General features: G+C 70.6%; 24 protein-coding genes and 1 riboswitch. Of the genes, 17 read left to right on the top strand and 7 right to left on the bottom strand.

Going from position 1 to position 24806, the window contains the following annotated elements; translation table 11 throughout:
• The first annotated feature begins 90 nt into the window (after positions 1-90).
• The 8 genes from ACIGXO_RS09230 (at position 91) to ACIGXO_RS09195 (ending at position 6440) form a co-directional block, all read left to right on the top strand.
• On the top strand, positions 91-1218 hold the full coding sequence (locus tag ACIGXO_RS09230) for an Ig-like domain-containing protein (RefSeq protein ID WP_399782581.1): 1128 nt from the start codon (positions 91-93) through the stop codon (positions 1216-1218).
• A gap of 89 nt (positions 1219-1307) precedes the next feature.
• The gene (locus ACIGXO_RS09225) at positions 1308-2075 is read left to right on the top strand and encodes an enoyl-CoA hydratase/isomerase family protein (protein WP_030258286.1); all 768 of its coding nucleotides are present in this window, start codon (positions 1308-1310) and stop codon (positions 2073-2075) included.
• A 277-nt stretch (positions 2076-2352) separates the two neighbouring features.
• Positions 2353-2901, top strand: coding sequence for an ATP-binding protein (locus tag ACIGXO_RS09220; protein WP_399782578.1), 549 nt, complete (start codon positions 2353-2355; stop codon positions 2899-2901).
• A 384-nt stretch (positions 2902-3285) separates the two neighbouring features.
• Positions 3286-3693 carry a hypothetical protein gene (locus tag ACIGXO_RS09215; protein WP_399782575.1) on the top strand — a complete coding sequence of 136 codons (408 nt, stop codon included), beginning with the start codon at positions 3286-3288 and terminating at the stop codon, positions 3691-3693.
• Positions 3694-3764: 71 nt separating this feature from the next.
• The gene (locus ACIGXO_RS09210) at positions 3765-4532 is read left to right on the top strand and encodes a DsbA family protein (protein ID WP_399782572.1); all 768 of its coding nucleotides are present in this window, start codon (positions 3765-3767) and stop codon (positions 4530-4532) included.
• On the top strand, positions 4529-5359 hold the full coding sequence (locus ACIGXO_RS09205) for a cytochrome c biogenesis CcdA family protein (RefSeq protein WP_399782569.1): 831 nt from the start codon (positions 4529-4531) through the stop codon (positions 5357-5359). The genes ACIGXO_RS09210 and ACIGXO_RS09205 overlap by 4 nt, the downstream gene beginning before the upstream one ends.
• A 111-nt stretch (positions 5360-5470) precedes the next feature.
• Complete coding sequence (locus ACIGXO_RS09200) at positions 5471-5635, top strand: DUF5993 family protein (protein WP_399782566.1); 165 nt, start codon at positions 5471-5473, stop codon at positions 5633-5635.
• Between the two features lie 70 nt (positions 5636-5705).
• Positions 5706-6440: a disulfide bond formation protein B gene (locus ACIGXO_RS09195; RefSeq protein WP_399782563.1), complete on the top strand. Its 735-nt coding sequence runs from the start codon at positions 5706-5708 to the stop codon at positions 6438-6440.
• A gap of 42 nt (positions 6441-6482) precedes the next feature.
• On the opposite strand, the gene ACIGXO_RS09190 is transcribed toward ACIGXO_RS09195, so the two are convergent.
• The 7 genes from ACIGXO_RS09190 to gcvT all read right to left on the bottom strand — a co-directional run bounded on the left by ACIGXO_RS09190 (position 6483) and on the right by gcvT (position 13533).
• Entirely contained in the window at positions 6483-6839 is a 357-nt protein-coding gene (locus tag ACIGXO_RS09190; RefSeq protein WP_399782561.1) for a hypothetical protein, read from the bottom strand.
• A gap of 154 nt (positions 6840-6993) precedes the next feature.
• Positions 6994-7824, bottom strand: a complete 831-nt coding sequence (gene nadE / locus ACIGXO_RS09185) for an ammonia-dependent NAD(+) synthetase (protein WP_399782558.1) — start codon at positions 7822-7824, stop codon at positions 6994-6996.
• A gap of 87 nt (positions 7825-7911) precedes the next feature.
• Positions 7912-8469 carry a GH25 family lysozyme gene (locus tag ACIGXO_RS09180; RefSeq protein ID WP_399782554.1) on the bottom strand — a complete coding sequence of 186 codons (558 nt, stop codon included), beginning with the start codon at positions 8467-8469 and terminating at the stop codon, positions 7912-7914.
• A 437-nt stretch (positions 8470-8906) separates the two neighbouring features.
• Positions 8907-10289 (bottom strand): L-serine ammonia-lyase, encoded by a 1383-nt coding sequence (locus tag ACIGXO_RS09175; protein ID WP_399782551.1) that lies wholly within the window; start codon positions 10287-10289, stop codon positions 8907-8909.
• A 274-nt stretch (positions 10290-10563) separates the two neighbouring features.
• Positions 10564-11826, bottom strand: a complete 1263-nt coding sequence (gene glyA / locus ACIGXO_RS09170; protein ID WP_399782549.1) for a serine hydroxymethyltransferase — start codon at positions 11824-11826, stop codon at positions 10564-10566.
• 64 nt (positions 11827-11890) lie between these two features.
• Positions 11891-12268 (bottom strand): glycine cleavage system protein GcvH, encoded by a 378-nt coding sequence (gene gcvH, locus ACIGXO_RS09165; RefSeq protein WP_399782547.1) that lies wholly within the window; start codon positions 12266-12268, stop codon positions 11891-11893.
• Positions 12269-12408: 140 nt separating this feature from the next.
• Positions 12409-13533 carry a glycine cleavage system aminomethyltransferase GcvT gene (gcvT, locus tag ACIGXO_RS09160; protein WP_399782545.1) on the bottom strand — a complete coding sequence of 375 codons (1125 nt, stop codon included), beginning with the start codon at positions 13531-13533 and terminating at the stop codon, positions 12409-12411.
• Between the two features lie 153 nt (positions 13534-13686).
• Positions 13687-13783: riboswitch (glycine riboswitch) on the bottom strand.
• A gap of 206 nt (positions 13784-13989) precedes the next feature.
• Between gcvT and ACIGXO_RS09155 the strand changes: the two genes are divergently transcribed.
• The 9 genes from ACIGXO_RS09155 to ACIGXO_RS09115 all read left to right on the top strand — a co-directional run bounded on the left by ACIGXO_RS09155 (position 13990) and on the right by ACIGXO_RS09115 (position 24653).
• Positions 13990-14688, top strand: a complete 699-nt coding sequence (locus tag ACIGXO_RS09155; RefSeq protein ID WP_399782539.1) for an AAA family ATPase — start codon at positions 13990-13992, stop codon at positions 14686-14688.
• A 143-nt stretch (positions 14689-14831) separates the two neighbouring features.
• Positions 14832-15656, top strand: a complete 825-nt coding sequence (locus ACIGXO_RS09150) for an enhanced serine sensitivity protein SseB (protein WP_399783813.1) — start codon at positions 14832-14834, stop codon at positions 15654-15656.
• A gap of 152 nt (positions 15657-15808) precedes the next feature.
• Positions 15809-16597: an enhanced serine sensitivity protein SseB C-terminal domain-containing protein gene (locus tag ACIGXO_RS09145; protein WP_399782537.1), complete on the top strand. Its 789-nt coding sequence runs from the start codon at positions 15809-15811 to the stop codon at positions 16595-16597.
• Between the two features lie 405 nt (positions 16598-17002).
• On the top strand, positions 17003-18001 hold the full coding sequence (locus tag ACIGXO_RS09140; RefSeq protein ID WP_399782534.1) for an ABC transporter permease: 999 nt from the start codon (positions 17003-17005) through the stop codon (positions 17999-18001).
• A gap of 77 nt (positions 18002-18078) precedes the next feature.
• Complete coding sequence (locus ACIGXO_RS09135) at positions 18079-19830, top strand: ABC transporter substrate-binding protein (protein WP_399782531.1); 1752 nt, start codon at positions 18079-18081, stop codon at positions 19828-19830.
• Positions 19831-19901: 71 nt separating this feature from the next.
• Entirely contained in the window at positions 19902-20912 is a 1011-nt protein-coding gene (locus ACIGXO_RS09130; RefSeq protein WP_399782528.1) for an ABC transporter permease, read from the top strand.
• Positions 20909-22045, top strand: coding sequence for an ABC transporter ATP-binding protein (locus tag ACIGXO_RS09125; protein ID WP_399782524.1), 1137 nt, complete (start codon positions 20909-20911; stop codon positions 22043-22045). Before ACIGXO_RS09130 ends, ACIGXO_RS09125 begins: the two co-directional genes overlap by 4 nt.
• Entirely contained in the window at positions 22042-23118 is a 1077-nt protein-coding gene (locus ACIGXO_RS09120; protein ID WP_399782521.1) for an ABC transporter ATP-binding protein, read from the top strand. The genes ACIGXO_RS09125 and ACIGXO_RS09120 overlap by 4 nt, the downstream gene beginning before the upstream one ends.
• 104 nt (positions 23119-23222) lie before the next feature.
• A complete protein-coding gene (locus ACIGXO_RS09115) occupies positions 23223-24653 on the top strand; it encodes a M1 family metallopeptidase (protein WP_399782519.1) in 1431 nt (476 codons plus the stop codon).
• Positions 24654-24806: the final 153 nt, after the last annotated feature.

Below are 24806 nucleotides of genomic sequence, written 5' to 3'. Positions count from 1 at the left end.
GACGTGCAGCCGATATGGGGGGCGCCGCGAGGGCGGTTTCGGCGGCGGCAGGGGGGAAAGGTCCTGCTCGCTCCGGTCCTCGGGGCGCTGATGGTGCTGGTGGCCGCGTGCGGCGGCAGCGGGGAGGACAAGGACGGGAACAAGGACGCCGCGTCACAGGCCGCGGTGAAGATCTCGCCCAAGGACGGCGCCGAGGACGTCGCCACGAGCGGCGCCCTGAAGGTGACGGTGGACAAGGGCACGCTGAAGTCCGTGACGGTCAAGGACGCCAAGGGCAACACCGTCGACGGCCGGCTCTCCAAGGGCGGCAGCGTCTGGCAGCCGGTCGGGCACCTCGGCGCGTCGACGGAGTACTCGGTCGACGCGGTCGCGAAGGACTCCGAGGGCCGGGAGGCCGCCGAGCACGCCGACTTCACCACCCTGGTGCCCAAGAACACCTTCATCGGGCGCCACGTCCCGGAGAACGGGCAGACGGTCGGCGTGGGGATGCCGATCGACCTGCGCTTCACGCGCGGCATCACGCACCCGAAGGCCGTGGAGAACGCGATCAAGGTGACCGCCGAGCCGTCGGTGCCCATCGAGGGCCACTGGTTCGGCAACGACCGCCTGGAGTACCGCCCGGAGAAGTACTGGAAGCCGGGCACGAAGGTCACCTTCACCATGAACCTCAACGGCGTCGAGGGCCGCCCCGGGGTGTACGGGACGCAGAACAAGAAGGTCACCTTCACCATCGGCCGCAGCCAGATCAGCACGGTGGACGCGGCCTCGCACCAGATGACGGTCGTCCGCGACGGCAAGAAGATCAAGACGCTGCCGATCACCTCGGGCGCGCCGGGCACCGAGACGTACAACGGCAAGATGGTCATCAGCGAGAAGCACCCGGTGACGCGGATGAACGGCGACACCGTGGGCTTCGGCGGCGAGTACGACATCAAGGACGTGCCGCACGCGATGCGGCTCAGCGACTCCGGCACGTTCATCCACGGGAACTACTGGTCCGGGCAGTGGACCTTCGGCAACCGCAACGCCAGCCACGGCTGCGTGGGCCTCTTCGACTACCGCGGCGGCTCCACCTCCACGCCCGCCGGGTGGTTCTACCAGAACTCCATGATCGGCGACCTGGTCGTCGTCAAGAACTCCCACGACCGCACCATCCAGCCGGAGAACGGGCTGAACGTGTGGAACATGCCGTGGGAGGAGTGGAAGGCGCCGCAGTAAGCCCGTCGGCAGGGCGGTGACGGGGCGTCCGGTGCACTGTGACCAAGTGCACCGGCGCCGTTCCCGTGAACGGCTATTAACCTGCCCTCATGACTGTGAACTTCGAGGTGGCCGACGGCGTCGGCACCGTCCGCCTGGACCGTCCGCCCATGAACGCGCTGGACACCGCGACCCAGGACCGGCTGCGCGAGCTGGCCGAGGAGGCCACCCGCCGCGACGACGTCCGCGCCGTGGTGATCTGGGGCGGCGAGAAGGTGTTCGCGGCCGGCGCGGACATCAAGGAGATGCAGGTGATGGACCACGCGGCGATGGTCGCCCGGTCCAAGGCGCTGCAGGACTCCTTCACCGCCGTCGCCCGCATCCCCAAGCCCGTGGTGGCCGCGGTCACCGGGTACGCGCTCGGTGGCGGCTGCGAGCTCGCGCTCTGCGCCGACTTCCGCATCGCCGCGGAGAACGCCAAGCTCGGCCAGCCCGAGATCCTGCTCGGCCTGATCCCGGGCGCGGGCGGCACCCAGCGCCTCGCCCGCCTCATCGGCCCCTCCAAGGCCAAGGACCTGATCTTCACCGGCCGCCAGGTGAAGGCCGACGAGGCGCTCGCCCTCGGGCTGGTGGACCGGGTGGTTCCCGCCGAAGAGGTGTACGCGCAGGCGCACGCCTGGGCGGCCCGGCTCGCCGTGGGCCCGGCGATGGCACTGCGCGCCGCGAAGGAGTCGGTGGACGCCGGTCTGGAGACCGACATCGACACCGGACTGACGATCGAACGGAACTGGTTCGCAGGCTTGTTCGCCACCGAGGACCGCGCGACGGGCATGCGCAGCTTCGTCGAGGAGGGCCCCGGCAAGGCCAAGTTCCGCTGACGCGAGCGGTGTTGGTGGTACGGAAGGGGGCGGGCGTTGATGGCCCGTGCTCCTTGCGGGCGAATGCTGCCCGGCCCGGGGGAAGCCTCGCGCAGTCCTCGCGGAACGGCCCCGTCAACCACCTGCGGGCGGATTGCGTCGCAGGTCAGGAGGGCTGTACGGGGGTGTTGACTGCCCATGGCATATGTCGGCAGGGGGCAGTGGAGCCGCGGATTCCGGGCGACCGATTCCAGCGGTTCCGCCCCCGTACCGGGCCCGATGCGTCCATGATGGTGGCATGGCGGGCCTCGAAGGTACGGAGCAGCCGCGGCCGGGTACCGGCACGGCTGCCGCGCGATGGGTGCTGCCCGCCCAGGACGCGGAGGGGGAGAGGGCCAGGGTGACGGCTGCCGCTCAGGGCGACGGAGCATCCCGGACGCTCGATCTCATCGGCGACCCCGCCCACGAAGAGGTACGGCTGCCCTCGCGCCCCGAATCGGCCGCCACGGCCCGGAGATTGACGCAGTCCGTCCTGCTGAAACAGTGGTCGCTGACGCCCCAGCTCGCCGAGCACGCCGTCCTGCTCGTCTCGGAGCTGGTCGGCAACGCCGTCCGGCACACCGGCGCCCGCACGTTCGGCCTGCGGATGCTGCGCCGCCGCGGCTGGATCCGCGTCGAGGTGCGCGACCCGTCCCGCGGGCTGCCCTGTCTGATGCCGGTCCATGAGCTGGACGTGAGCGGCCGCGGGCTCTTCCTCGTGGACAAGCTCTCCGACCGCTGGGGCGTCGACCTGCTGCCGCGCGGCAAGACGACGTGGTTCGAGATGCGGGTCACGGACCGCGCGTGAAACGTGACTGGGGCCCTTCCCGCGTAGTCGCGGAACGGGCCCCAGTAGTCGCGCGCCGAGGGCGGAAGGGGTGTGCCCGCGGCGCCGGTACGACCTGGCCCGGGTCAATGGGGGGTCGTTGCCCCGACTATCGCAGGCGGGGCAGGCGGCGGCCAAAGAGACATAACGGTCAGTGTTGGATGTATGGGGAGTAAGTCGCGGTTGATCGAAGGTGAGTTGTGCCACCGACCTTGTAATTACCGATCCCGGTCGGGGATCGCTGACTAATTACCGGAATTCGCCGAGGGGGACACGGGGCGCCGGACCGGCGCCCCGGCGGTCCGTAGGATGGGCGCCGAGCCGCTCGCCCGTGGGCGGCCCGGACACCGGGGAGGGAGCGGCCGCATGGGAGCGACGGGACGTGCGCACCGCTCGGCGGCCTGGACGCTGCTCCTCCTTCTGACGGTGGTCTTCGCACCGCTGCTGTGCGGCACGTCCGGCGGACCGGCCGCGGCGGTGTCCGTATCGACGTCGGCCTTCGAAGCCGTGTCCGCGGTGGCGCCGGTCTCCGAGACCGCGCCCGTCCCCGTTGCCGCCTCCGCGCCCAAGAAGTGCGCGCCGCACGACGCGCCCGGGCAGGGCGAGACCGTGCCCGCGCCCGCGACGCACCGCGGCGAACCGCTCGCGGCGCCCGCGGCCACCCCGGTCCCGTACCTCTCGCACGATCCCGCGAGCTGCGCGCTCGCCCGGCCGCCCACCGGCCCGGCACCCGCCACCGATCCCTGCGCCCTCCTGCCCGTACTGCGGATATAGCGCCACCACGCGCGACTCGTCCCGCGCGCACGTGACCCTTTTTTCCGCATCCGTACGTCAGGAGCACACCCATGTCCGCAACCGCTTCACCGGGCCGCCGCCTCGCGGCCGTCGGCGCGATCCTCGCCCTGATCGTCGGCCTCGTCGCCCTCGGCGTCGCCGTCGGCACGGCCGTCGAGGACAGCGGCGGCAACAAGGCCGCCGAGCCGGAGCCCGCCGCCTCCGTCTCGGAGGGGGACACGGACGGCCGCCGGAAGATGTACGACGACCTCGCGAAGCAGACCTCCCGCCGGGAGAAGGGCGACGCGCTGGCCGTCGGCCGTGCCGACGCGCCGGTCGTGCTCGTCGAGTACGCCGACTACCAGTGCGGCTTCTGCGGCCGCTTCGCCCGCGAGACCCAGCCCGAACTGATCGAGAAGTACGTGGACAAGGGCGTCCTGCGCATCGAGTTCCGCAACTTCACCATCTACGGCGAGGACTCCGAGCGGGCCGCCCGCGCCTCGTGGGCCGCCGGTCAGCAGGGCAGGTTCTGGGAGCTGCACGACGCGCTCTACGCCAAGAACCGCAAGGGCCCCGCGCTCGCCGAGGACAAGCTCGTCGAGCTGGCGCGCGACAGCGGCGTCAAGGACATCGACCGCTTCCGGCGCGACATGAAGAGCGACGCGGCGGCGAAGGCGCTGGACCGGGACCAGCAGGAGGGGTATCAGCTCGGCGTGCAGTCCACGCCGTCCTTCCTGGTCAACGGGGAGCCGATCGCCGGGGCCCAGCCCACCGCCACCTTCGCGCAGGCCGTCGACGAGGCCGCCGGCCGGGCGCGGAAGAGCGGGGGCGGCAAGTGACCGACATCGGCTACCTCGCCGCCTTCCTGGGCGGCGCCCTCGCTCTGCTCAGCCCGTGCAGCGCGCTGCTGCTGCCGGCCTTCTTCGCGTACTCGCTCGCCACTCCCGGCCGGCTGCTGGCCCGTACCGGCGTGTTCTACCTGGGCCTGGCCACCACGCTCGTACCGCTCGGCGCCGCCAGCACCGCCGCGAGCCGGCTCTTCAACGGCCACCGCGACCTGCTCATCGCCGTCGGCGGCTGGGTGGTGATCGCGATGGGCGTGCTGCAGATCCTGGGGCTGGGCTTCGCGTCCCGCCGCGCCCAGTCCGCCGCCGCCCGGATCACCCCGCGCTCGGCCGTCTCCACCTTTCTGCTGGGCTGCGTCTACGGCCTCGCGGGCTTCTGCGCCGGGCCGATCCTGGGCGCGGTGCTGACGGTCACGGCGGTCAGCGGCTCGCCGGTGTACGGCGCGTCGATGCTCGCGGTGTACGCGCTGGGGATGGCGCTGCCGCTCTTCGTCCTGGCCCTGCTCTGGGACCGCTTCCAGCTGGGACGGCGCGGTTGGCTGCGCGGCCGGGAATTCGGCCTCGGGCCGCTGCGCCTGCACACCACGTCGCTCCTTTCCGGACTGTTCTTCATCGGCATCGGAATTCTTTTCCTGGTGTTCAACGGCACGAGTGCGCTGCCCGGGATTCTGGATACCGACTCGGAATTCCGGCTGGAGGAATGGGTGTCCGGTGTCGGCGCCGCCGTGCCGGATTCCGTACTGATCGCGGCGGCCGCGCTGGTGGTCGCCGCGGTGCTCGGCCGGGTCGCGCTGCGTCCGGAAAAGAAGACGAAGGACTGATCCCACCCATGGGGGACACGTAGGGCCATTCGGCTCATATCCGGGGTGGCGGCCGGTGACCTTCCGTGGCGTACGCGGTACGGCGCCGGTCGGCCACTACGTTGCCGTGGCATGGACGCCCTCCTCTTCGCCGGTCTCTTCGCCACGCTCCTGTGCATCGTGGGCCGGCGGAGCCGGGTGGTGGTGGTCGCGGTGTGGTCGGCGATGTTCGCCGCCGTCGTGTGGCTGATGGCGCATCACGTGCCGGGAATTCTCGCGCTCGGTCTCACGCGGTGAACCGCGCCGCGCCCCGTCGGCGTTTTCCCGCCGGCGGACCGGAAACGACTCGACCGGAGTTTTCTTTGTCATGAGTGCACTGCTGACCGGGCGGATGACGACGCCGATGAGTACGCCCGCGATTCCCGCACTGGAATCCGGGCCGCCGGGAATCATCGCCCGCGCGCAGTACTGGTTCGCCTGCCTCTTCGTGACCGGCTGGACCGGTGTCCTGTGCGCCGGGCTGTATCTCCAGTTCGCCGACGGGGAAGCACCGTGCCCGCTCTGCGTCGTGCAGCGGATGTTCATGGTGCTGGCGCTGCTGGGCGCCGCGCACATCGTCCGGGAGGGGTTGCGCGGCGCGGTGCCGCGCCGGGACTACCTCATGGGGTGGGGGCTCGCGCTCGTCGGCTGCACGGCCGGTTCGCTGGCGGCCGGGTGGCAGGCGCTGCCGTACCTCCTGCTCGGCGGCCGGGCGTCCGGCGGCGCGGCGTCCATCAGCGGTGCGTACGGCACCGGGGGGTACGGCACCGGGGCGTACGGACACCTGGTCCAGGGGCTGCCGGCCGGCGTCTGGGCGTGGCTGTTCTTCCAGGCGTCCGTGCTCGCGATCGGCGCCGTGCTGGTCACCTCGCACCTGACCACGGCGCGGCGGATTCCCACGCAGGGCCTGCACCGCGCGGCGGGCCAGGCCGCGCTGCTCCTCGCCGGAGCGGTCATCGGCGCGAGCGCCCTGGCCGTCTTCCTCCAGGCGGGGCTGCACGCCTTCCTGCCCGTGGCCCCCGGCCGCTACGAGCTGCTGTACGACCTGGGACTGTCTGACTGAGTCCATTGGGGAACGAGGCATCAGCCATCAATTGAGGAAGCCCTACGGCGAGCAATCGGGTCCGCGAAAGCGGCGGCGGTTTAGCCGCAAAGGCTGCCGAGCGTCGGCCCGGCGGCGGCGGTCGTTGCACAGCAGGCATTTGCCGTACCCCGGCGGCAGCGGGTCCTCGGGGTCGCCGTACAGCGGGTCGACCGCGCCGTGCGGATGCGCGGCGCAGCCGGTCGGGCTGCCGCCCGGCCCGGTCTCGGTGCCGAGCGATCCGGCGGCGGTCAGGGCGCGCCGCAGGACGTCGACCAGCTGGTCGGCGTCCTGCCGGCTGGGGGCCGTCTGCAGGCCCGAGGCGAGGTCGGCGGCGAGGGTCAGCGCGGTCTGGAGTTCGCGCAGGTCTGCGTGACTCATGCTCCGGAGCGTAGAGGCACCCACTGACAGTTGATCTTCCGATCGCACTTGGTGGCATCCCATGGCCCGATGCATGCCCGTGGGATGCCACGGATTCACGCCGTGTGGGGGAAGCCCCTCTTGCGGGGGGATGACGGCCCGGTGACCCCGGCGCTCAGGGCGCGATCGGCAGTTCGCGCTTGTGGGCCGTGAGGCGGTAGCGGCGCACGATCGTCTCGTACGTCTGCTCGCTGACCGGCTTGCCCTCCAGGAAGTCGTCGATGTTGTCGTACGTGACGCCGAGCGCGTCCTCGTCCGCCTTGCCCGGGTCCAGCGTCTCCAGGTCGGCGGTCGGGGTCTTCCAGACCAGCTCGGCGGGGGCGCCGAGGGCCTCGGCGACCGCGCGCACCCGGCGCTTGGTCAGGCCGGTCAGCGGCACCAGGTCGGCGGCGCCGTCACCGAACTTGGTGAAGAAGCCGGAGACCGCCTCGGCGGCGTGGTCGGTGCCCACGACCAGGCCCTCCTGCGCGCCGGCCACCGCATACTGCGCGATCATGCGCTGCCGGGCCTTGATGTTGCCCTGCACGAAGTCCTGGTGATGGGCGTCGCGGAAGGCCGCCCCGCCCGCCAGCACGGCCGCCAGCGCCGCGTCGCTGGCCGGCTTCACGTCCACGGTGAGCACCTGGTCGGCCTTGATGAAGGAGAGCGCGAGCTGCGCGTCGTGCTCGTCGGCCTGGACGCCGTAGGGCAGCCGCATCGCGTAGAACGTCGCGTCGTGCCCCGCCTCCCGGGCCCGCTCCACCGCGAGCTGGCAGAGCCGGCCCGCGGTGGTGGAGTCCACGCCGCCGCTGATGCCGAGCACCAGGGAGCGCAGCCCCGTGGAGGTCAGCCGTTCGGTGAGGAAGGCCACCCGGCGCTCGATCTCCTCGTGCGCGTCGAAGGACGCGGACACCTGGAGATCCCGGGCGATCTCCTGCTGCAGGCTCATGGACGCCGGGTCGGTCACGGTGGCTCCTCGTGGTCTCGCTGTGCCGCCGGGGCCCGCGGAGAGGCGCGCGGCACCGGTACACAGACGCGTACGTACGAGGAAACTCTATTCTTCGTTGGCCCACGCCTTGAGAGCGGCCTTGCTGGAGAACTGGCCGACGTTCTTGTCGATCGGGTCGTCGGTGTACTGGTGGAAGCGCCACTTGGCCTTGATCCGCGGGTGGCCCGCGGAGACGTAGTCCGCGATCCACAGGCCGTCGCCGGCGTAGGACGTGGTGTCGTGGTTGAGCCAGAAGTCGCGGTTGCAGTACAGGAGTACCTGGTGGCGGTGCGGCCGCAGGGCCTTCACCTCGCGGATGAACTGGTCCTTCTGCGCGTTGCTCGCGTACGTCCCGGCGCTGGTGCGCTCCCAGTCGACTATCAGGATGTCGCCCAGTCTCGACGCGCACTTGTCGACGAAGTACCGGGCCTGCGCCGCGATGTTTCCCGGCCACAGGAAGTGGTAGAAGCCGACCACGCACCCTGCCTCACGGGCCCGCGACGCCTGGGAGCTCTGGTGGGGATTGATGTACGAGCGGCCTTCAGTGGCCTTGATGAACACGAAGTCCAGCCCCTTGGTGGAGTACGTGGGCTGGTACGAGCTGACATCGACGCCGTGCAGCATTGCAATCCTCCCGCAACCGTGCGATTACCAAGCGTCACTGCGGTCCATCATGGACATGCCCGCTGACGCGAGGTCTCAAAGGTGGAGTCGCCCTCCGGCCGTGCTTCGTCGCTCCCCTCGACGTCCCCCGTGCACGACGGCTGTGCACGCTGTGTGAAAAGCGCCGTCGACAACCAAACGCCATCCGGCGTACGGGAGTTCCCCGTGTGTCATACGGATACGGGGTGTGGGCCCGGGGCGCAAGGGAAAAACGACAACGGGCCCGAACCGGGGGAGGTCCGGACCCGTCGCGGGGTGAAGAGGTCAGGCCGGGGGGCGGGGCGCGTAGCGCGCCACCAGCAGGCCCAGCGTTGCCAGGGCGATCAGCATCACGAGAATCACGAACGGGCGCCTGCCCCCAACCCCCAGGGGTATTCCGTGATCTGGATCACGTGCCGTCAGCACTCGATGATGTTGACCGCCAGCCCGCCGCGCGCGGTCTCCTTGTACTTCACGGACATGTCGGCGCCGGTGTCCTTCATGGTCTTGATGACCTTGTCGAGGGAGACGTGGTGCCGGCCGTCGCCGCGCAGCGCCATGCGCGCCGCGGTGACCGCCTTCGCCGAAGCCATGCCATTGCGCTCGATGCACGGGATCTGCACCAGGCCGCCGACCGGGTCGCAGGTCAGGCCGAGGTTGTGCTCCATGCCGATCTCGGCGGCGTTCTCCACCTGCTCCGGGGAGCCGCCCAGCACCTCCGCCAGGCCGCCGGCCGCCATCGAGCAGGCCGAGCCGACCTCGCCCTGGCAGCCGACCTCGGCGCCGGAGATGGAGGCGTTCTCCTTGAAGAGCATGCCGATCGCGCCCGCGGCCAGCAGGAAGCGGACCACGCCCTCCTCGTCCGCGCCGGGCACGAAGTTCATGTAGTAGTGCAGGACGGCGGGGATGATGCCGGCCGCGCCGTTGGTGGGCGCGGTCACGACCCGGCCGCCGGCCGCGTTCTCCTCGTTGACGGCCATCGCGTAGAGGGTCACCCACTCCATCGCGTGGGCCAGCGGGTCGCCCTCGGAGCGCAGCGCGCGGGCCGCGTTCGCCGCCCGGCGGCGCACCTTCAGGCCGCCCGGCAGGATGCCCTCGCGGGACAGGCCGCGGTTCACGCAGCCCTGCATGACCTGCCAGATCTCCAGCAGCCCGGCGCGGATCTCCTCCTCCGTGCGCCACGCCTTCTCGTTCTCCAGCATCAGCGCGGAGATCGACAGGCCGGTCTCCTGGGCGAGCCGCAGCAGCTCGTCGCCGGTGCGGAAGGGGTACTTCAGCACGGTGTCGTCGAGCACGATGCGGTCGGCGCCGACCGCGTCCTCGTCCACGACGAAGCCGCCGCCCACCGAGTAGTACGTCTTCTCCAGCAGCGGGGCGCCGTGCTCGTCGTACGCGAAGAGGGTCATGCCGTTGGCGTGGTACGGCAGCGAGCGGCGGCGGTGCAGGATCAGTTCGGTCGACTCGTCGAAGTCGATCTCGTGCACATCGCCTATTTCGGCGTCCAGCAGCCGCAGCCGCTTGGTGGTGCGGATGCGCTCGACCATCTCGTCGGCGTTCTCGACGTCGACGGTGCGCGGCGAGTGGCCCTCCAGACCCAGCAGGACGGCCTTGGGGGTGCCGTGGCCGTGGCCGGTGGCGCCGAGCGAGCCGAAGAGTTCGGCCCGTACGGAGGTGGTCTGCGCGAGGAGGCCGTCCTTCTTGAGGCGGCCCACGAACATCCGTGCCGCGCGCATCGGGCCGACCGTGTGGGAGGAGGACGGGCCGATGCCGATGGAGAAAAGGTCGAAGACGGAGATGGCCACGGTGGCGGACTCCTTTGTCTGCTCAGGGTGGGCGAGTGGGCGGGATGCGTGCCGGGCACGCTCCGCCGGAGCAGGCCGTGAACGGCGTAGGTGGGACGTTTCTTCGCCGACTGTCGAGCCTAACGCGACAGAAGGGGCCTACCGGGCGGTTACCGGACGTCCTGTGGGAAGGCGCACATGGCGCACACGTCACGGTGCGTATGAGGGCGCGCACGCCACGGGCCCGGGGACGGAATGCCCCGGGCCCGTGAAGCCCGTACGACCGCCGGGTGTCTTACTTGCCCAGCTCGGGGTAGAGCGGGTGCTTGTCGGCGAGCGCGGTGACGCGGGCCTTGAGGGAGGCCGCGTCGTACTCCGGCATGAGTGCCAGCGCGATGATGTCGGCGACCTCGCGGAAGTCCTCGGTGGTGAAGCCGCGGGTGGCGAGCGCCGGGGTGCCGATCCGCAGGCCCGAGGTGACCATCGGGGGCCGCGGGTCGTTCGGGACGGCGTTGCGGTTGACCGTGATGCCGACCTCGTGGAGGCGGTCCTCGGCCTGCTGGCCGTCCAGCTCGGAGTCGCGCAGGTCGACCAGGACCAGGTGCACGTCGGTGCCGCCGGAGAGCACGTTGACGCCCGACGCGCGCGCGTCGGGGGAGGTCAGACGCTCGGCGAGGAGCTTGGCGCCCTCGACGGTGCGCTGCTGGCGCTCCTTGAAGTCCTCCGAGGCGGCGACCTTGAAGGAGACCGCCTTGGCCGCGATCACGTGCTCCAGGGGGCCGCCCTGGAAGCCCGGGAAGACCGAGGAGTTCAGCTTCTTCGCGAAGTCCTTCTTGGCCAGGATGATGCCGCCGCGCGGACCGCCGAGCGTCTTGTGCGTGGTGGAGGTCACGATGTCGGCGTGCTCGACCGGGTTCGGGTGCAGACCCGCGGCGACCAGGCCGGCGAAGTGCGCCATGTCGACCCACAGGTACGCGCCGACCTCGTCGGCGATGCGCCGGAAGGCGGCGAAGTCGAGCTGGCGCGGGTACGCCGACCAGCCCGCGATGATCACCTTGGGGCGGTGCTCCTTGGCGAGCTGCTCGACCTCGGCCATGTCGACCAGGCCGTTGCCGTCGACGTGGTAGGGGACCACGTTGAACTGCTTGCCGGAGAAGTTCAGGCGCATGCCGTGGGTGAGGTGCCCGCCGTGCGCCAGGTCGAGGCCCAGGATCGTGTCGCCCGGCTTGGCCATGGCGAACAGCGCTGCCTGGTTCGCGGAGGCGCCGGAGTGCGGCTGCACGTTGGCGTACTCGGCGCCGAACAGCTCCTTGACCCGGTCGATCGCGATCTGCTCGGTGACGTCGACGTGCTCGCAGCCGCCGTAGTAGCGGCGGCCGGGGTAGCCCTCGGCGTACTTGTTGGTGAGGACCGAGCCCTGGGCCTCCATGACGGCGACCGGAGCGAAGTTCTCCGACGCGATCATCTCGAGGGTGGACTGCTGACGGTGGAGTTCGGCGTCGACAGCGGCGGCGACGTCGGGGTCGAGCTCATGGAGGGAGCTGTTGAGAAGCGACATGAGTCTTCCTGGGTGGGAGCCTCCGAGGGGCTTGTGGCCCCTCGGCACGGCGGGCGGGCGTAGGTCAGCCGGCGGTGAAAGCGGTGTACTCGTCGGCGGAGAGCAGGTCCTCCGGCTCGCCGCTCAGCTTCACCTTGAACAGCCAGCCGCCCTCGAAGGGGGCGGAATTCACCAGCGACGGGTCGTTCGCCACGTCCTCGTTGACCTCCGTGACCTCACCGTCGACCGGGGAGTAGAGATCGCTGACGGACTTGGTCGACTCCAGCTCGCCGCAGGACTCACCCGCGGTGACGGTGTCGCCGACCTCGGGGAGCTGGGCGTAGACGACATCGCCGAGCGCGTTGGCCGCGTGCTCGGTGATGCCGACCGTCGAGACGCCGTCCACGGCGGCCGACAGCCACTCGTGCTCCTTGCTGTACCGGAGCTGCTGGGGGTTGCTCATGGTTCGATTCTCCTGGATGCGCGGGAATGATCGTGCAGAGGGTCTTGACAGGTGAGACGCGAACGCGTCACTTCTACCGTCCGCAGGCACTTCTACCGTCCGTACGGAGCGGCCGTGGCGGGTTGCGCCACGCCGGGCGGCTACTTCTCCCGCTTGTAGAAGGGCAGCGCGACGACCTCGTACGGCTCGTGCTTGCCGCGGATGTCCACGGCGACGCCCTTCGTGCCCGGCTCGGCGTGCGCCGCGTCCACGTAAGCCATCGCGATGGGCTTGCCGAGGGTGGGGGAGGGGGCGCCGGAGGTGACGGTGCCGATGGCGGTGCCCTCGGCGTCCACGACCGGGTAGCCCGCGCGCGGCACGCGGCGGCCCTCGGCGATCAGCCCGACCAGCTTGCGCGGCGGGTTCTGCTCGGCGCGCTCGGCGGCCGCCGCCAGCGCGTCCCGGCCCACGAAGCGGCCCTCGTTCCCGGGCTTCTCGAACTTCACGACCCGGCCCAGGCCCGCGTCGAACGGCGTCAGGGAGGTGGACAGCTCGTTCCCGTACAGCGGCATGCCCGCCTCCAGGCGCAGCGTGTCGCGGCAGGACAGGCCGCAGGGGACCAGTCCGGCGTCCTTGCCCGCCTCGGTCAGCGCCTCCCAGAGGGCGACCGCGTCGGCGGGCCGGGCGAACAGCTCGAAGCCGTCCTCGCCGGTGTAGCCGGTCCGCGCGATCAGCGCCTCGACGCCCGCGACGGTGCCGGGCAGGCCCGCGTAGTACTTCAGGCCGTCCAGGTCGGCGTCGGTGAGACTCTTCAGGATGCCCGCGGACTCCGGGCCCTGGACGGCGAGCAGCGCGTACGCGTCGCGGTCGTCCCGCACGGCGGCGTCGAAGCCGGCCTGCCGGTCGCGCAGCGCGTCCAGCACGGTCTGCGCGTTGGAGGCGTTGGCCACGACCATGTACTCCTGGTCGGCCAGCCGGTAGACGATCAGGTCGTCCAGGATGCCGCCGTCCTCCTGGCAGATCATCGTGTACCGGGCGCGGCCCGGCTTGACCGAGCCGATGTTGCCGACCAGCGCGTAGTCGAGGAGGTCGGCCGCCTGCGGCCCGGTGACGGTGATCTCGCCCATGTGGGAGAGGTCGAAGAGGCCGGCGCGGGTGCGGACGGCGACGTGCTCGTCGCGCTCGCTGCCGTAGCGCAGCGGCATGTCCCAGCCGGCGAAGTCGGTCATGGTCGCGCCGAGCGCGCGATGCGTGGCATCGAGCGCGGTACGACGGGGTTCACTCATGGCAGCGGGCTCCCGGGGGATGGACGACAGGGACGTATCGGACGTCTCCCCATCTGTCATCGGAACCTGAGAGGTTCACCGACAGCCCCGATCGGGGCTTCGGCTTGCACCTTGGGTGGGGCCGCACCCGGGCGGCCCGCTTTTCAGATCTGCCTCGTCCGCGCAGTACAGGGGCCTGAGAGATTCAAGGGAGTACTTGCTCCTTCGGCGCCCCGCCGTGGCCTGGCGGGAACTCTCCCGCGCGGATTCAAGCGGCCGGTATGCAGTTGAGCGCCGGTGTGCGGTCGCGGTGCACGTGGCGCGCACATCATTGCACGGCGGCGCCGGATAGAGGAGTCCCGGCCCGCACACCCCGTGTGCCCCGCCCGACCTGACCCGCGCTTGAAGCTCATTACCTTTTCTTGACACTCTGCGGGTAGGGGGACATCCAGTGAACCAACGGGGAGGGCGATCACGGTGCAGAGGCAAGCCGTATGCGCGACGACAGCGGGGGTCGCGCCCGGCGCGGTGCCGCGCCGCGCCCGCGCGCCCAAGGCGGTGGCGCGTCCCGGCCGCGGCGCGCCGGTGATGGACCTGCGCGGCACGGAAGGCGAGGCGGCCGTGAGGGAGCTGGGCTTCCCCGCGGGCGGCCTGGTCGTCGTCTCGGGCCTGCCCGGCAGCGGCAAGAGCACGCTGATGCACCGCGTGGTGCCCGCGCTCGACCGGGCCGGCGTGCCCGTGCACCGCATCGACTCCCAGGACGTACGGGAGCGCTGGGAGTCGGGCCGGCTCGGCAGGCTGCCGTACGGCCTGGTCCGCCCGCTGGTGCGGGCCGCGCACTACCACGGCCTGCGGCAGGCGCTGCGCTCCGGCGGCAGCGTGGTCGTGCACGACTGCGGCACGCTCGCCTGGGTGCGCCGCTGGATCGCGCGCACCGCCCGGCGGGAGGGCCGTGAGCTGCATCTCGTCCTGCTCGACGTGCCGCCGGCGGTGGCGCTCTCCGGGCAGCGGGCCAGGGGCCGCGGGGTGTCCGGTTACGCCTTCGGGCGGCACCGCCGCGCGGTCCGGCGGCTGCTGGCCAGGGCCCGGTCGGCGCGGCTGCCGAAGGGGTTCACGGCGTCGGTGCTGCTGGACCGGCGGGCGGCGGACGCGCTGGAGCGGACGACGTTCGGCTGACATCCGGCTGACGGGACCGCGCGCTTCGGTTCCCGGGTGTGACGCGTGGTCTTGGTCCGGGTGTGAGACGGGCCATGAAGAACCGGCCGGTCGGACGCTAGGGTTTTCGACCAGGCAGCGCGGTACGAAGCGGGTGGGTGACCATGGACATTCCGGAGCAGAGCATCCCTGGGCAGGGCATTTCCGAGCAGGGCATTCCGCAGTTGGCCTGGCCGGCCAACGAGCTGGAAGAGGTGCTCGCCGCGTCCGTCGGCCACCCGCACGCCGGCGCCCGGATCGTCGAGGTGCTCGGCCGCAGTCGGATCTGGGTGCCGCTGCCCAAGGGCGGCGGCCCCGAGAGCGCGGGCCTCGGGCAACCGGGCCTGGACCTGCCCACGGTCGAGCTGCCCGACGGCATGGCGTACGTCCCCGTCTTCAGCTCCGAGCAGGAGTTCATGAAGGTCGTCGGGGAGCACATGTCGTTCACCGTCGCCCCGGCCCGCGAGTTCGCCCGCGGCCTGCCGCCGAAGATCGGCATCGCGGTGAACCCGGACGGCACCGTCGGCGCACCGCTGCCGCCGCCCGCCGTGGCCGAGCTGTGCCGCGGTGACATGCCGCGCGACGGCCTGCCCTCGGGCGGCCGGGTGCGGCTGTACGAGCCGGACTGGCAGGACGAGCCGGTGGACTTCCTCGCCGCGGCGGGGCTGGAGTTCTCCGGCGTGCCGTACGTCATGACCGCCCGCCGCTGCCTCGCGAACATCGAGGGCGACGCGCCCACGCTCTTCGTCGGCGTGCAGGTCGCCGACCCGGCGGCGGCGCTCCAGGACCAGGGGCAGCGGGACGGCGCGCTGGCCGCCCTGGGCCGGGCGCTCGGCGCCGTACCGGTGCCCTGGCCCGTCCAGCTGGTCATGCTGGACATCGCCCAGGACCCCGTCGTGGACTGGATGCGGGAGCGGGTCCGGCCCTTCTACGCGCAGGACCTGATGTAACGCGAACGCGGCCGCGAACCCGCCCGTACCGGGGCGGATCACTCGCGCCCGGCCCGCGCCCGGCCCCGGCCGCGCGCCGGACCCGCCCTTAAGCTGGTGCAATGACCGGGCGGGCGCCCTTGCGCGCCTGCCGAGAGAAGGGACGGGGACACGTGAGCGCGGGTGCGCATCAGGGAGCGGCGGCCGGCCAGGTCGAGCAGGTGCTGCAGCAGGTCTCGCCCGGCCGGTACGACGCCTATGAGGCGCTGCTGCAGGCGCTGGCCGGGGGCCAGGTGTGGATGCTGCTGTGGCAGGGCAGCGCCGGGGCCCCCGATGCGCAGTACGGCAACATGGAGGTCGACGGGCTCGGCTACGCGCCGTGCGTGACCTCCCCGGCGGAGCTCGCGGCCAGCGGCTGGACCCGCGCCCACGAAGTGGTCTCCGGGCCCGAGATCGCCGCCGCGCTCTACCCCGACCGCTGGGGCCTGTGGCTGAACCCGCACGCGCCGGGCGGCGGCGTCGGCGTCCCCTGGCTGGACCTGCGCCGGATCGCCGGCGGCCTGGACCGGCTGCCCGCGGGACCCTTGCGGATCACCGAACCGGCCGTGGAGATCCCGCAGTTCTACGCCCTCCTCGGGCAGAACGCGCACCGCACCCCGGCGGTGCGCTCGCTGCGCCGCGCCTGGGTGCAGCCCGCGCTCGGCGTCCCGTACCTGGCGATCGGTCTGGAGCTGTACGACACCGGTCCGGCCGCCGTGGAGTCGGTACGGCTGATGATGCAGCAGTCCATCGGCGCGGTTCCGGAGGGACTGCCTGTCTCGACGGTGGCGCTGGAGGACGAATACGACCCGGTGGGCATGTGGATGCGGGCCTACGCCCGCCCCTTCTTCGACCGCGGTGCGCAGGACCCGACCGCCGCCCCCACCGCCCCCCACGGCTACGGCTACCCCCGTCCCTACTGAGGTCACGCGCGCCCCCATCACGGCGTGAAAGTGTTGTCGCCCCGCACGCCGACGTGTGCCGAATTGCCCTCCTGTGTACCGTCGTTGAGGTCGCCGTCGGGCGGGGGTGCGAACCGCTGAGCCGTCCCGGATGTCCGTATAACGGAATGCCGTGGAGCACATCACAGTTGCGCATCCTTTCCCCGGCAGGGCTGGTGACTGATCGCGACTCGGATGAAGACTCCCGCAGCAGGGTCTGGACCCTGTGTGCGACGGGCAACTCGACCGCTGTCGCGCGGACATCCGAAAAACGCTGAGCTGCAAGACCTCCGGACGTCCGCCGGCGCGCACACCAGTGATGTGAACCGAGCCGCCGACGCGGCGGACATGGGCCGGCCAAGCGCGGCCGAGAGGGGTCTAAGGCACGTGACCGCACCGATCGAGACCACCGGGGCGGCTGCCGAGGCGCAGCCGGAAGCGGTGCTGGAAGGCGTGTCGAGCAAGCGGATCGAGGGCCGCTCGCTCGGTCAGATCGCCTGGCTGCGCTTCAAACGCGACAAGGTCGCGGTGGCCGGTGCCATCGTTGTCATCCTCCTCATCGTGATCGCGGCGCTCTCCCGGCCCCTGCAGTCACTCCTCGGCCTGGACCCGAACGAGCCGAACCAGTCGCTGATCGACCCCAACACCACCCTGCCGCTCGGCGACTTCGGCGGCATGAGCGCGGACCACCCGCTCGGCGTGGACCCCAAGTTCGGCCGCGACCTGCTCGCGCGGGTCCTGGAGGGCTCCTGGGTCTCGCTGATCGTGGCGTTCGGCGCGACGCTGCTGTCGGTGGCGATCGGCACGGTCCTCGGCGTGGTGGCGGGCTTCTACCGCGGCCGGGTGGACGCGGTGATCAGCCGGATGATGGACGTCTTCCTGGCGTTCCCGCTGCTGCTCTTCGCCATCGCCATCTCCGCCTCGCTGCAGGGCGGCGCCTTCGGCCTGGAGGGTCTGCCGCTGCACATCTCGGTCCTGATCTTCGTGATCGGCTTCTTCAACTGGCCGTACATGGGCCGCATCGTGCGGGCCCAGACGCTGTCGCTGCGGGAGCGCGAATTCGTCGACGCCGCCCGCGGGATGGGCGCCCGCGGACCGTTCATCCTCTTCCGGGAGCTGCTGCCGAACCTGGTGGGGCCCATCGTCGTGTACTCCACGCTGCTGATCCCCTCGAACATCCTCTTCGAGGCGGCGCTCAGCTTCCTCGGTGTCGGCATCCAGCCCCCGCAGTCCTCCTGGGGCGGAATGCTGAACCAGGCGGTCAAGTACTACGAGGTCGACCCCCAGTACATGCTCGTCCCCGGCCTCGCGATCTTCGTCACCGTACTCGCGTTCAACCTGCTCGGTGACGGCCTGCGGGACGCGCTGGACCCGCGCAGCCGCTGACGCCGTTCCGGCAGCGCCCGGGCGGTCCCGGCTAGTTCCACCGAAGTTTCCGACGAACGAAGGGGAAACCGAGCATCATGCGAAGGTCAGTTCCGGTCGCGGCGATCGCGGCCATATCCAGTGCGGGCCTTTTGCTGGCCGGCTGCAGTGGCGGCAAGGACGCGAACGGAGGCGAGTCCGCGGCGAACGCCGCGACGAAGGGCATCGTCAACGCCTCGGACGCGAAGGGCGGGACGGTCAACTACGCGATCAGCGACGCCCCCGAGTCCTTCGACCCGGGCAACACCTACTACGCCTTCATCTACAACTTCAGCCGTCTCTACGCGCGTCCGCTCACCACCTTCAAGCCGGCCCCCGGCGAGAAGGGCAACGAGCTGGTACCCGACCTCGCCGAGTCGATGGGCAAGCCCACCGACGGCGGCAGGACCTGGACGTACAAGCTCCGCAAGGGCGTGAAGTACGAGGACGGCAAGCCCGTCACCTCGCAGGACGTGAAGTACGCGGTGGAGCGCTCCAACTTCGCGCGCGACACCCTCTCGCTCGGCCCGAACTACTTCCAGCAGTTCCTGAAGGACGAGGACAAGTACAAGGGCCCGTACAAGGACAAGTCCAAGGCCGGGCTGAAGTCCATCGAGACGCCGGACGACCACACGATCGTCTTCCACCTGAAGAAGCCGTTCGCGGAGTTCGACTACCTGGTGTCCGCGCCGCAGACCGCGCCGGTCCCGCAGGCCAAGGACAAGGGCGCCGACTACACCAAGAGCGTCGTCTCCAGCGGCTCGTACAAGTTCCAGAGCTACCAGGAGGGCAAGCAGCTCACCCTGGTGCGCAACCCGCAGTGGTCCGCCAAGACCGACCCGCTGCGCAAGCAGCTCCCGGACAAGATCGTCCTGAAGATGAAGGTCGCCCAGTCGACCATCGACAAGGACCTGCAGTCCGGCAACACCCACATCGACCTCGCCGGGCGCGGCGTCGACGGCCAGACCCAGGCCCAGCTGCTGACCGACTCCAAGCTCAAGGCCAACACGGACAACGCGCTCGGCCAGCGGCTGGTCTACACGGCGATCAACTCCAAGGTGAAGCCGTTCGACAAGCTGGAGTGCCGCCAGGCCGTCCAGTACGCGATCGACAAGAAGGCCGTGCAGACCTCGCTCGGCGGCCCGATCCGCGGTGACATCGCCTCCACCGTCCTGCCGACCGACATCGCCGGGTACCAGAAGTTCGACATGTACCCGCAGAAGTACGACGCCAAGGACCAGCTCGACCTGACCGAGGCGAAGAAGAAGTGGAAGGAGTGCGGCGCCGGCAAGGTGGACACCACCATCCTCGCCCGCTCCGACCGCCAGGACGAGGTCGACGCGGCCACCACCGTCATCGACTCGCTGAAGAAGATCGGCATCAACGCCAAGATCCAGCAGTACCCGACGAGCAAGTACTTCTCGGACTACGCGGGCGTGCCGAAGTTCAACAAGAAGAACAACGTCGGCCTGATCATGATGCAGTGGGGCTCGGACTTCCCGACCGGCTACGGCTACCTGCAGCAGATCCTGAACGGCAAGGCGATCAGCCAGTCCGGCAACACCAACCTCTCCGAGCTGGACAACCCGGAGATCAACAAGCTGCTCGACACCGCCATCGCCAACACCGACCAGGCCGCGCGCGAGAAGGCGTACGCCGAGATCGACAAGAAGACGATGGAGCAGGCGGTGATCGTGCCGCTGACCTACTTCAAGGTGCTGATGTACCGCTCGCCGGAGGCCACGAACCTGGTGTCCACCTCGGCCTTCAGCGGTCAGTACGACTACCTCAACGTCGGCATCAAGAAGTAGCAGCCCCGGAAGGCAGGTGAAGGCATTGGTGCCCGCCGGCGGCGGCCGGCGGGCACCGACGCCGCAGTCCCGTGTTCTCGTACATCATCCGCAGGTTGATCAGCGCAGTGATCCTGCTGCTGATCGTCAGCGCGGTCACCTTCGGCATCTTCTTCGTGCTGCCGAAGCTGGCCGGGCAGTCCTCCGACCAGCTCGCGCAGCAGTACATCGGCAAGGCCCCCACGCCCGCGGACATCGCCGCGGTGAAGAAGAACCTCGGCTTGGACAAGCCGGTGTACGAGCAGTTCTGGGACTTCCTCAAGGGCATCTTCGTCGGCGTCGACTACAAGTTCGGGCCCGAAGCGGTCCGCTGCAACTTCCCGTGCTTCGGGTACTCCTTCAAGACCCACATCGAGGTCTGGCCCGAGATCCAGTCCCGGCTCCCGGTGACCCTCTCGCTGGCCGCGGGTGCCGCCGTGGTCTGGGTCGTCTCCGGCGTCGCCACCGGCGTGCTCTCCGCGCTCCGTCCCGGTTCGCTCTTCGACCGGGCGGCGATGGGCGTGGCGCTGGCCGGCGTCTCGCTCCCCATGTTCTTCACCGGCGCCCTGGCGCTGGCCCTCTTCACCTACCAATGGCCGATCTTCGAGCGCAGTGATTACGTACCGCTGCTGGAGGACCCGTTCGGCTGGGCGCGCACGCTCGTCCTGCCCTGGGTCACCCTGGCGTTCCTCTACTCGGCGCTGTACGCCCGGCTCACCCGCGCCGGCATGCTGGAAACGCTGAACGAGGACTACATCCGTACCGCACGGGCCAAGGGCCTGCACGAGCGCAAGGTCGTCGTCCGGCACGGCCTGCGCGCCGCGCTCACCCCGATCATCACCGTCTTCGGCATGGACCTCGGCCTGCTGCTCGGCGGCGCGCTCATCACCGAGCAGGTCTTCTCCCTCCAGGGCGTGGGCGCCTTCGCCGTCCAGGCGATCACCGCCAACGACCTGCCCAACATCCTCGGCGTCACCCTGCTCGCCGCCTTCTTCATCGTCCTGTGCAACCTGGTGGTGGACGTCCTGTACGCCGCCGTCGACCCGCGGGTGAGGCTCTCGTGACCGACTCCGACGACCTGACCAAGACCACCGCGACGGCGGATGCGGCAGCGGCCCCGGCGGCGATCGCCGAGCCGGTCGCGGAGGGCGGCGCGGCACCCACCGCGTTCCTCGAAGTGCGCGACCTGAAGGTGCACTTCCCGACCGACGACGGGGTCGTGAAGTCCGTCGACGGCCTCTCCTTCACGCTGGAGAAGGGGAAGACGCTCGGCATCGTCGGCGAGTCGGGGTCCGGCAAGTCCGTGACCTCGCTCGCCGTGATGGGCCTGCACCGGGCCTCCCGGCAGCAGCGCAGCAAGGTGCGGATGTCCGGCGAGATCTGGCTGGACGGCCAGGAGCTGATCGGCGCCGACCCCGACGACGTACGGCGGCTGCGCGGCCGCCGGATGGCGATGATCTTCCAGGACCCGCTGTCCGCGCTGCACCCCTTCTACTCGGTCGGCCAGCAGATCGTGGAGGCGTACCGCGTCCACCACGACGTGGACAAGAAGACCGCACGCAAGCGCGCGATCGAGATGCTGGACCGGGTCGGTATCCCGCAGCCCGACAAGCGGGTGGACGACCATCCGCACCAGTTCTCCGGCGGCATGCGGCAGCGCGCGATGATCGCGATGGCGCTGGTCAACAACCCCGAGCTGCTCATCGCCGACGAGCCGACCACCGCACTGGACGTGACCGTCCAGGCGCAGATCCTGGACCTCATCCGGGACCTGCAGAAGGAGTTCGGCTCGGCGGTCGTCATCATCACCCACGACCTGGGCGTGGTCGCCGAGCTCGCGGACGACCTGCTGGTGATGTACGGCGGGCGGTGCGTCGAGCGCGGCCCGGCCGAGAAGGTCTTCTACGAGCCGCAGCACCCCTACACCTGGGGCCTGCTGGGCTCGATGCCGCGCATCGACCGCGAGCAGACCGACCGCCTGATCCCGGTCAAGGGCTCCCCGCCCAGCCTGATCAACGTCCCCTCCGGCTGTGCCTTCAACCCGCGCTGCCCGTACGCGGACATCCCGAAGGACAACCTCACCCGTACGGTCCGCCCCGAGCTGCGCCAGGTCGACGGGGGCCACTTCTCCGCCTGCCACATGTCGCAGGAGGAGCGGGAGCGGATCTGGACCGAAGAGATTGCGCCGAAGCTGTGACCGAGACGACTGACGAGAAGACGACAGGGACCGCGGAGGCCGCCCCCGCGGCCGCGCCCCTGCTGAAGGTGCGCGGCCTGGTCCGGCACTTCCCGATCACCAAGGGCCTGCTCAAGCGCCAGGTCGGCGCCGTACAGGCGGTCGACGGCATCGACTTCGACGTGTACCCGGGCGAGACGCTGGGCGTGGTCGGCGAGTCCGGCTGCGGCAAGTCCACGATGGGCCGGCTGATCACCCGGCTCGACGAGCCGACCGGCGGCACCATCGAGTTCGAGGGCCGGGACATCACGCATCTGTCGACCGGCGGGATGCGCCCGATGCGCCGCGACGTCCAGATGATCTTCCAGGACCCGTACGGCTCGCTGAACCCGCGGCACACCATCGGCGGCATCGTCGGCACCCCCTTCCGCCTCCAGAACGTCGAGCCCGAGGGCGGCGTGAAGAAGGAGGTGCAGCGGCTGCTGGAGCTGGTGGGCCTGAGCCCGGAGCACTACAACCGGTATCCGCACGAGTTCTCCGGCGGCCAGCGGCAGCGCATCGGCATCGCCCGCGCGCTCGCCCTCAAGCCCAAGCTGGTCGTCGCCGATGAGCCGGTCTCCGCGCTGGACGTCTCCATCCAGGCCCAGGTCGTGAACCTGATGGACGACCTCCAGGAGGAGCTGGGCCTCACCTACGTGATCATCGCGCACGACCTGTCCGTCATCCGGCACGTCTCGGACCGGATCGCGGTGATGTACCTCGGCAAGATCGTGGAGCTGGCGGACCGGACCTCGCTGTACGAGGCGCCGATGCACCCGTACACCAAGGCGCTGCTCTCCGCGGTCCCGGTGCCGGACCCCAAGCGGCGCACCGAGCGGGACCGCATCCTGCTCAAGGGCGACGTGCCCTCGCCGATCAACCCGCCGTCCGGCTGCCGCTTCCGCACCCGCTGCTGGAAGGCGACCGAGGTCTGCACGACCACCGAGCCGCCGCTGGTGGCGCTGCGCACGGGGCACCAGGTGGCGTGCCATCACCCGGAGAACGCCCCCGATCAGGCCCCCGAGCCGGTCGGTAAGGAGCCAACGGCAAAGTAATTCCTGATGAGTTGGCAAAGTGACGGGTGTGACGGAACGGGAGAGTGCAGAGTCGGCGCGGTTGTTCAACAAACATCCGTGTGTTCGAAGGGATCGGCTCACCCATGGCACTCTCTCGTTCCGCACGTCCTCGCTCGGCGCGTCCTCGTGTGCGTCACAGAACCCGCCTGCTCGCGCTGGCCACCGCTGCCGCCGCGGCGTTCACCGTCGCCGCGGCGCCCGGCGGTTCACCCGGTGACCCGGGCGCCGGCGACACCTACTTCCCGAACCTGGGCAACGGCGGCTTCGACGCCCTCCACTACGACCTCGGCGTCCGCTACGACCCGGACACCGACCGCCTCGACGGCCGTACGACGATCACCGCACGCGCCACCAAGAACCTCAGCGCCTTCGACCTGGACCTCCAGAAGCTGGACGTCACCTCGGTACGGGTGAACGGCGAGCGGGCCCGCTTCGGCCGCTCCGGCGACGAGCTGACCGTCACCCCGGCCACCGTCCTCCGCGGGGGCAAGCGCTTCACGGTGCGCATCGACTACGGCGGTGTCCCCGAGCCGCTCGGCGGCCCCATCGTCTTCGGCTCCCAGTACGGCTGGATGAAGACCGCGGACGGCGTCTTCGTCGCCTGCGAACCCAACGCCGCCTCCACGTGGTTCCCCTCCAGCGACCACCCCGGCGACAAGGCCACGTACGACATCCGCATCGACGCGCCCAAGGGCCTGACCGGCGTCTCCAACGGCCGGCTGGTCGCCGCGTACGAGAAGCACGGCCGCTCCTACGCGCACTGGCGCGAGACCCGGCCGATGGCGACCTACCTCGCGACCGCCACCATCGGGAAGTTCGACGTCCGGACCGGCACCACGCCCGGCGGCATCCCCGTCTACACGGCGATCGACCCGACCCTGCCCACCGGCGGCGTCGACGTCTACGGCATCACCGCCGAGGCCACCGACTACTGGTCCAAGGTCTTCGGCCCGTACCCCTTCGAGGAGACCGGGGCGATCGTCGACGACATGCCGGAGGCGGGCTTCTCGCTGGAGACCCAGACCAAGCCCGTCTATTCGGCGGTACGCAACGAGACGACGATCGTCCACGAACTGGCCCACCAGTGGTTCGGCGACTCCGTCTCGGTGGCCAAGTGGCAGCACATCTGGCTGAACGAGGGCTTCGCCACGTACGCGCAGTGGCTGTGGAGCGAGCACAAGGGACAGCTGAGCGCGCACGACTCCTTCCTGAAGGCGTACCGGGCGCGGCCCGCCGAATCGGACTTCTGGAAGGTGCGGGTCGGTGATCCGCAGCGGGACACGATGTTCTCCTCGGCGGTGTACCAGCGGGGCGCGATGACCCTCCAGGCGCTGCGCGAGCGCATCGGGGACAAGGCGTTCTTCGCGCTGCTGCCGGCCTGGACGCGGGCGCACCAGTACGGCAACGCCACCACCGCGCAGTTCATCGCGCTGGCGGAGCGGATATCCGGGCAGCAGCTGGACGACCTCTTCGACACCTGGCTCTTCACGGACAGCCGGCCGGCGCTGCCGTAACGGACCCGGGCACGGGCCCAGGCACGCGGGAAAACCGCAGGTGGTGGGGGGGGGGGGGGGGGGGGCGCCCCCCCCCCCCCCCCCCCCCCCCCCCCCCCCGCCGTGCTGTCAGCCCGTCCGCAGCTCCGCCGCCACCTCGCGCAGCGTCTCCAT

Source organism: Streptomyces sp. NPDC053542, from assembly GCF_044544685.1.
GTDB lineage: Bacteria > Actinomycetota > Actinomycetes > Streptomycetales > Streptomycetaceae > Streptomyces.
Note: the sequence above shows the minus strand (reverse complement) of the source record. Positions and strands in the feature narration are given on the sequence as shown.

Coding starts and splice junctions, on each gene's coding strand:
- ACIGXO_RS09230 (WP_399782581.1), top strand. CDS start 91: ATGGTGCTGGTGGCCGCGTGCGGCGGCAGCGGGGAGGACAAGGACGGG.
- ACIGXO_RS09225 (WP_030258286.1), top strand. CDS start 1,308: ATGACTGTGAACTTCGAGGTGGCCGACGGCGTCGGCACCGTCCGCCTG.
- ACIGXO_RS09220 (WP_399782578.1), top strand. CDS start 2,353: ATGGCGGGCCTCGAAGGTACGGAGCAGCCGCGGCCGGGTACCGGCACG.
- ACIGXO_RS09215 (WP_399782575.1), top strand. CDS start 3,286: ATGGGAGCGACGGGACGTGCGCACCGCTCGGCGGCCTGGACGCTGCTC.
- ACIGXO_RS09210 (WP_399782572.1), top strand. CDS start 3,765: ATGTCCGCAACCGCTTCACCGGGCCGCCGCCTCGCGGCCGTCGGCGCG.
- ACIGXO_RS09200 (WP_399782566.1), top strand. CDS start 5,471: ATGGACGCCCTCCTCTTCGCCGGTCTCTTCGCCACGCTCCTGTGCATC.
- ACIGXO_RS09195 (WP_399782563.1), top strand. CDS start 5,706: ATGAGTGCACTGCTGACCGGGCGGATGACGACGCCGATGAGTACGCCC.
- ACIGXO_RS09190 (WP_399782561.1), bottom strand. CDS start 6,839: ATGAGTCACGCAGACCTGCGCGAACTCCAGACCGCGCTGACCCTCGCC.
- ACIGXO_RS09180 (WP_399782554.1), bottom strand. CDS start 8,469: ATGCTGCACGGCGTCGATGTCAGCTCGTACCAGCCCACGTACTCCACC.
- glyA (WP_399782549.1), bottom strand. CDS start 11,826: ATGTCGCTTCTCAACAGCTCCCTCCATGAGCTCGACCCCGACGTCGCC.
- gcvH (WP_399782547.1), bottom strand. CDS start 12,268: ATGAGCAACCCCCAGCAGCTCCGGTACAGCAAGGAGCACGAGTGGCTG.
- gcvT (WP_399782545.1), bottom strand. CDS start 13,533: ATGAGTGAACCCCGTCGTACCGCGCTCGATGCCACGCATCGCGCGCTC.
- ACIGXO_RS09150 (WP_399783813.1), top strand. CDS start 14,832: ATGGACATTCCGGAGCAGAGCATCCCTGGGCAGGGCATTTCCGAGCAG.
- ACIGXO_RS09135 (WP_399782531.1), top strand. CDS start 18,079: ATGCGAAGGTCAGTTCCGGTCGCGGCGATCGCGGCCATATCCAGTGCG.
- ACIGXO_RS09115 (WP_399782519.1), top strand. CDS start 23,223: ATGGCACTCTCTCGTTCCGCACGTCCTCGCTCGGCGCGTCCTCGTGTG.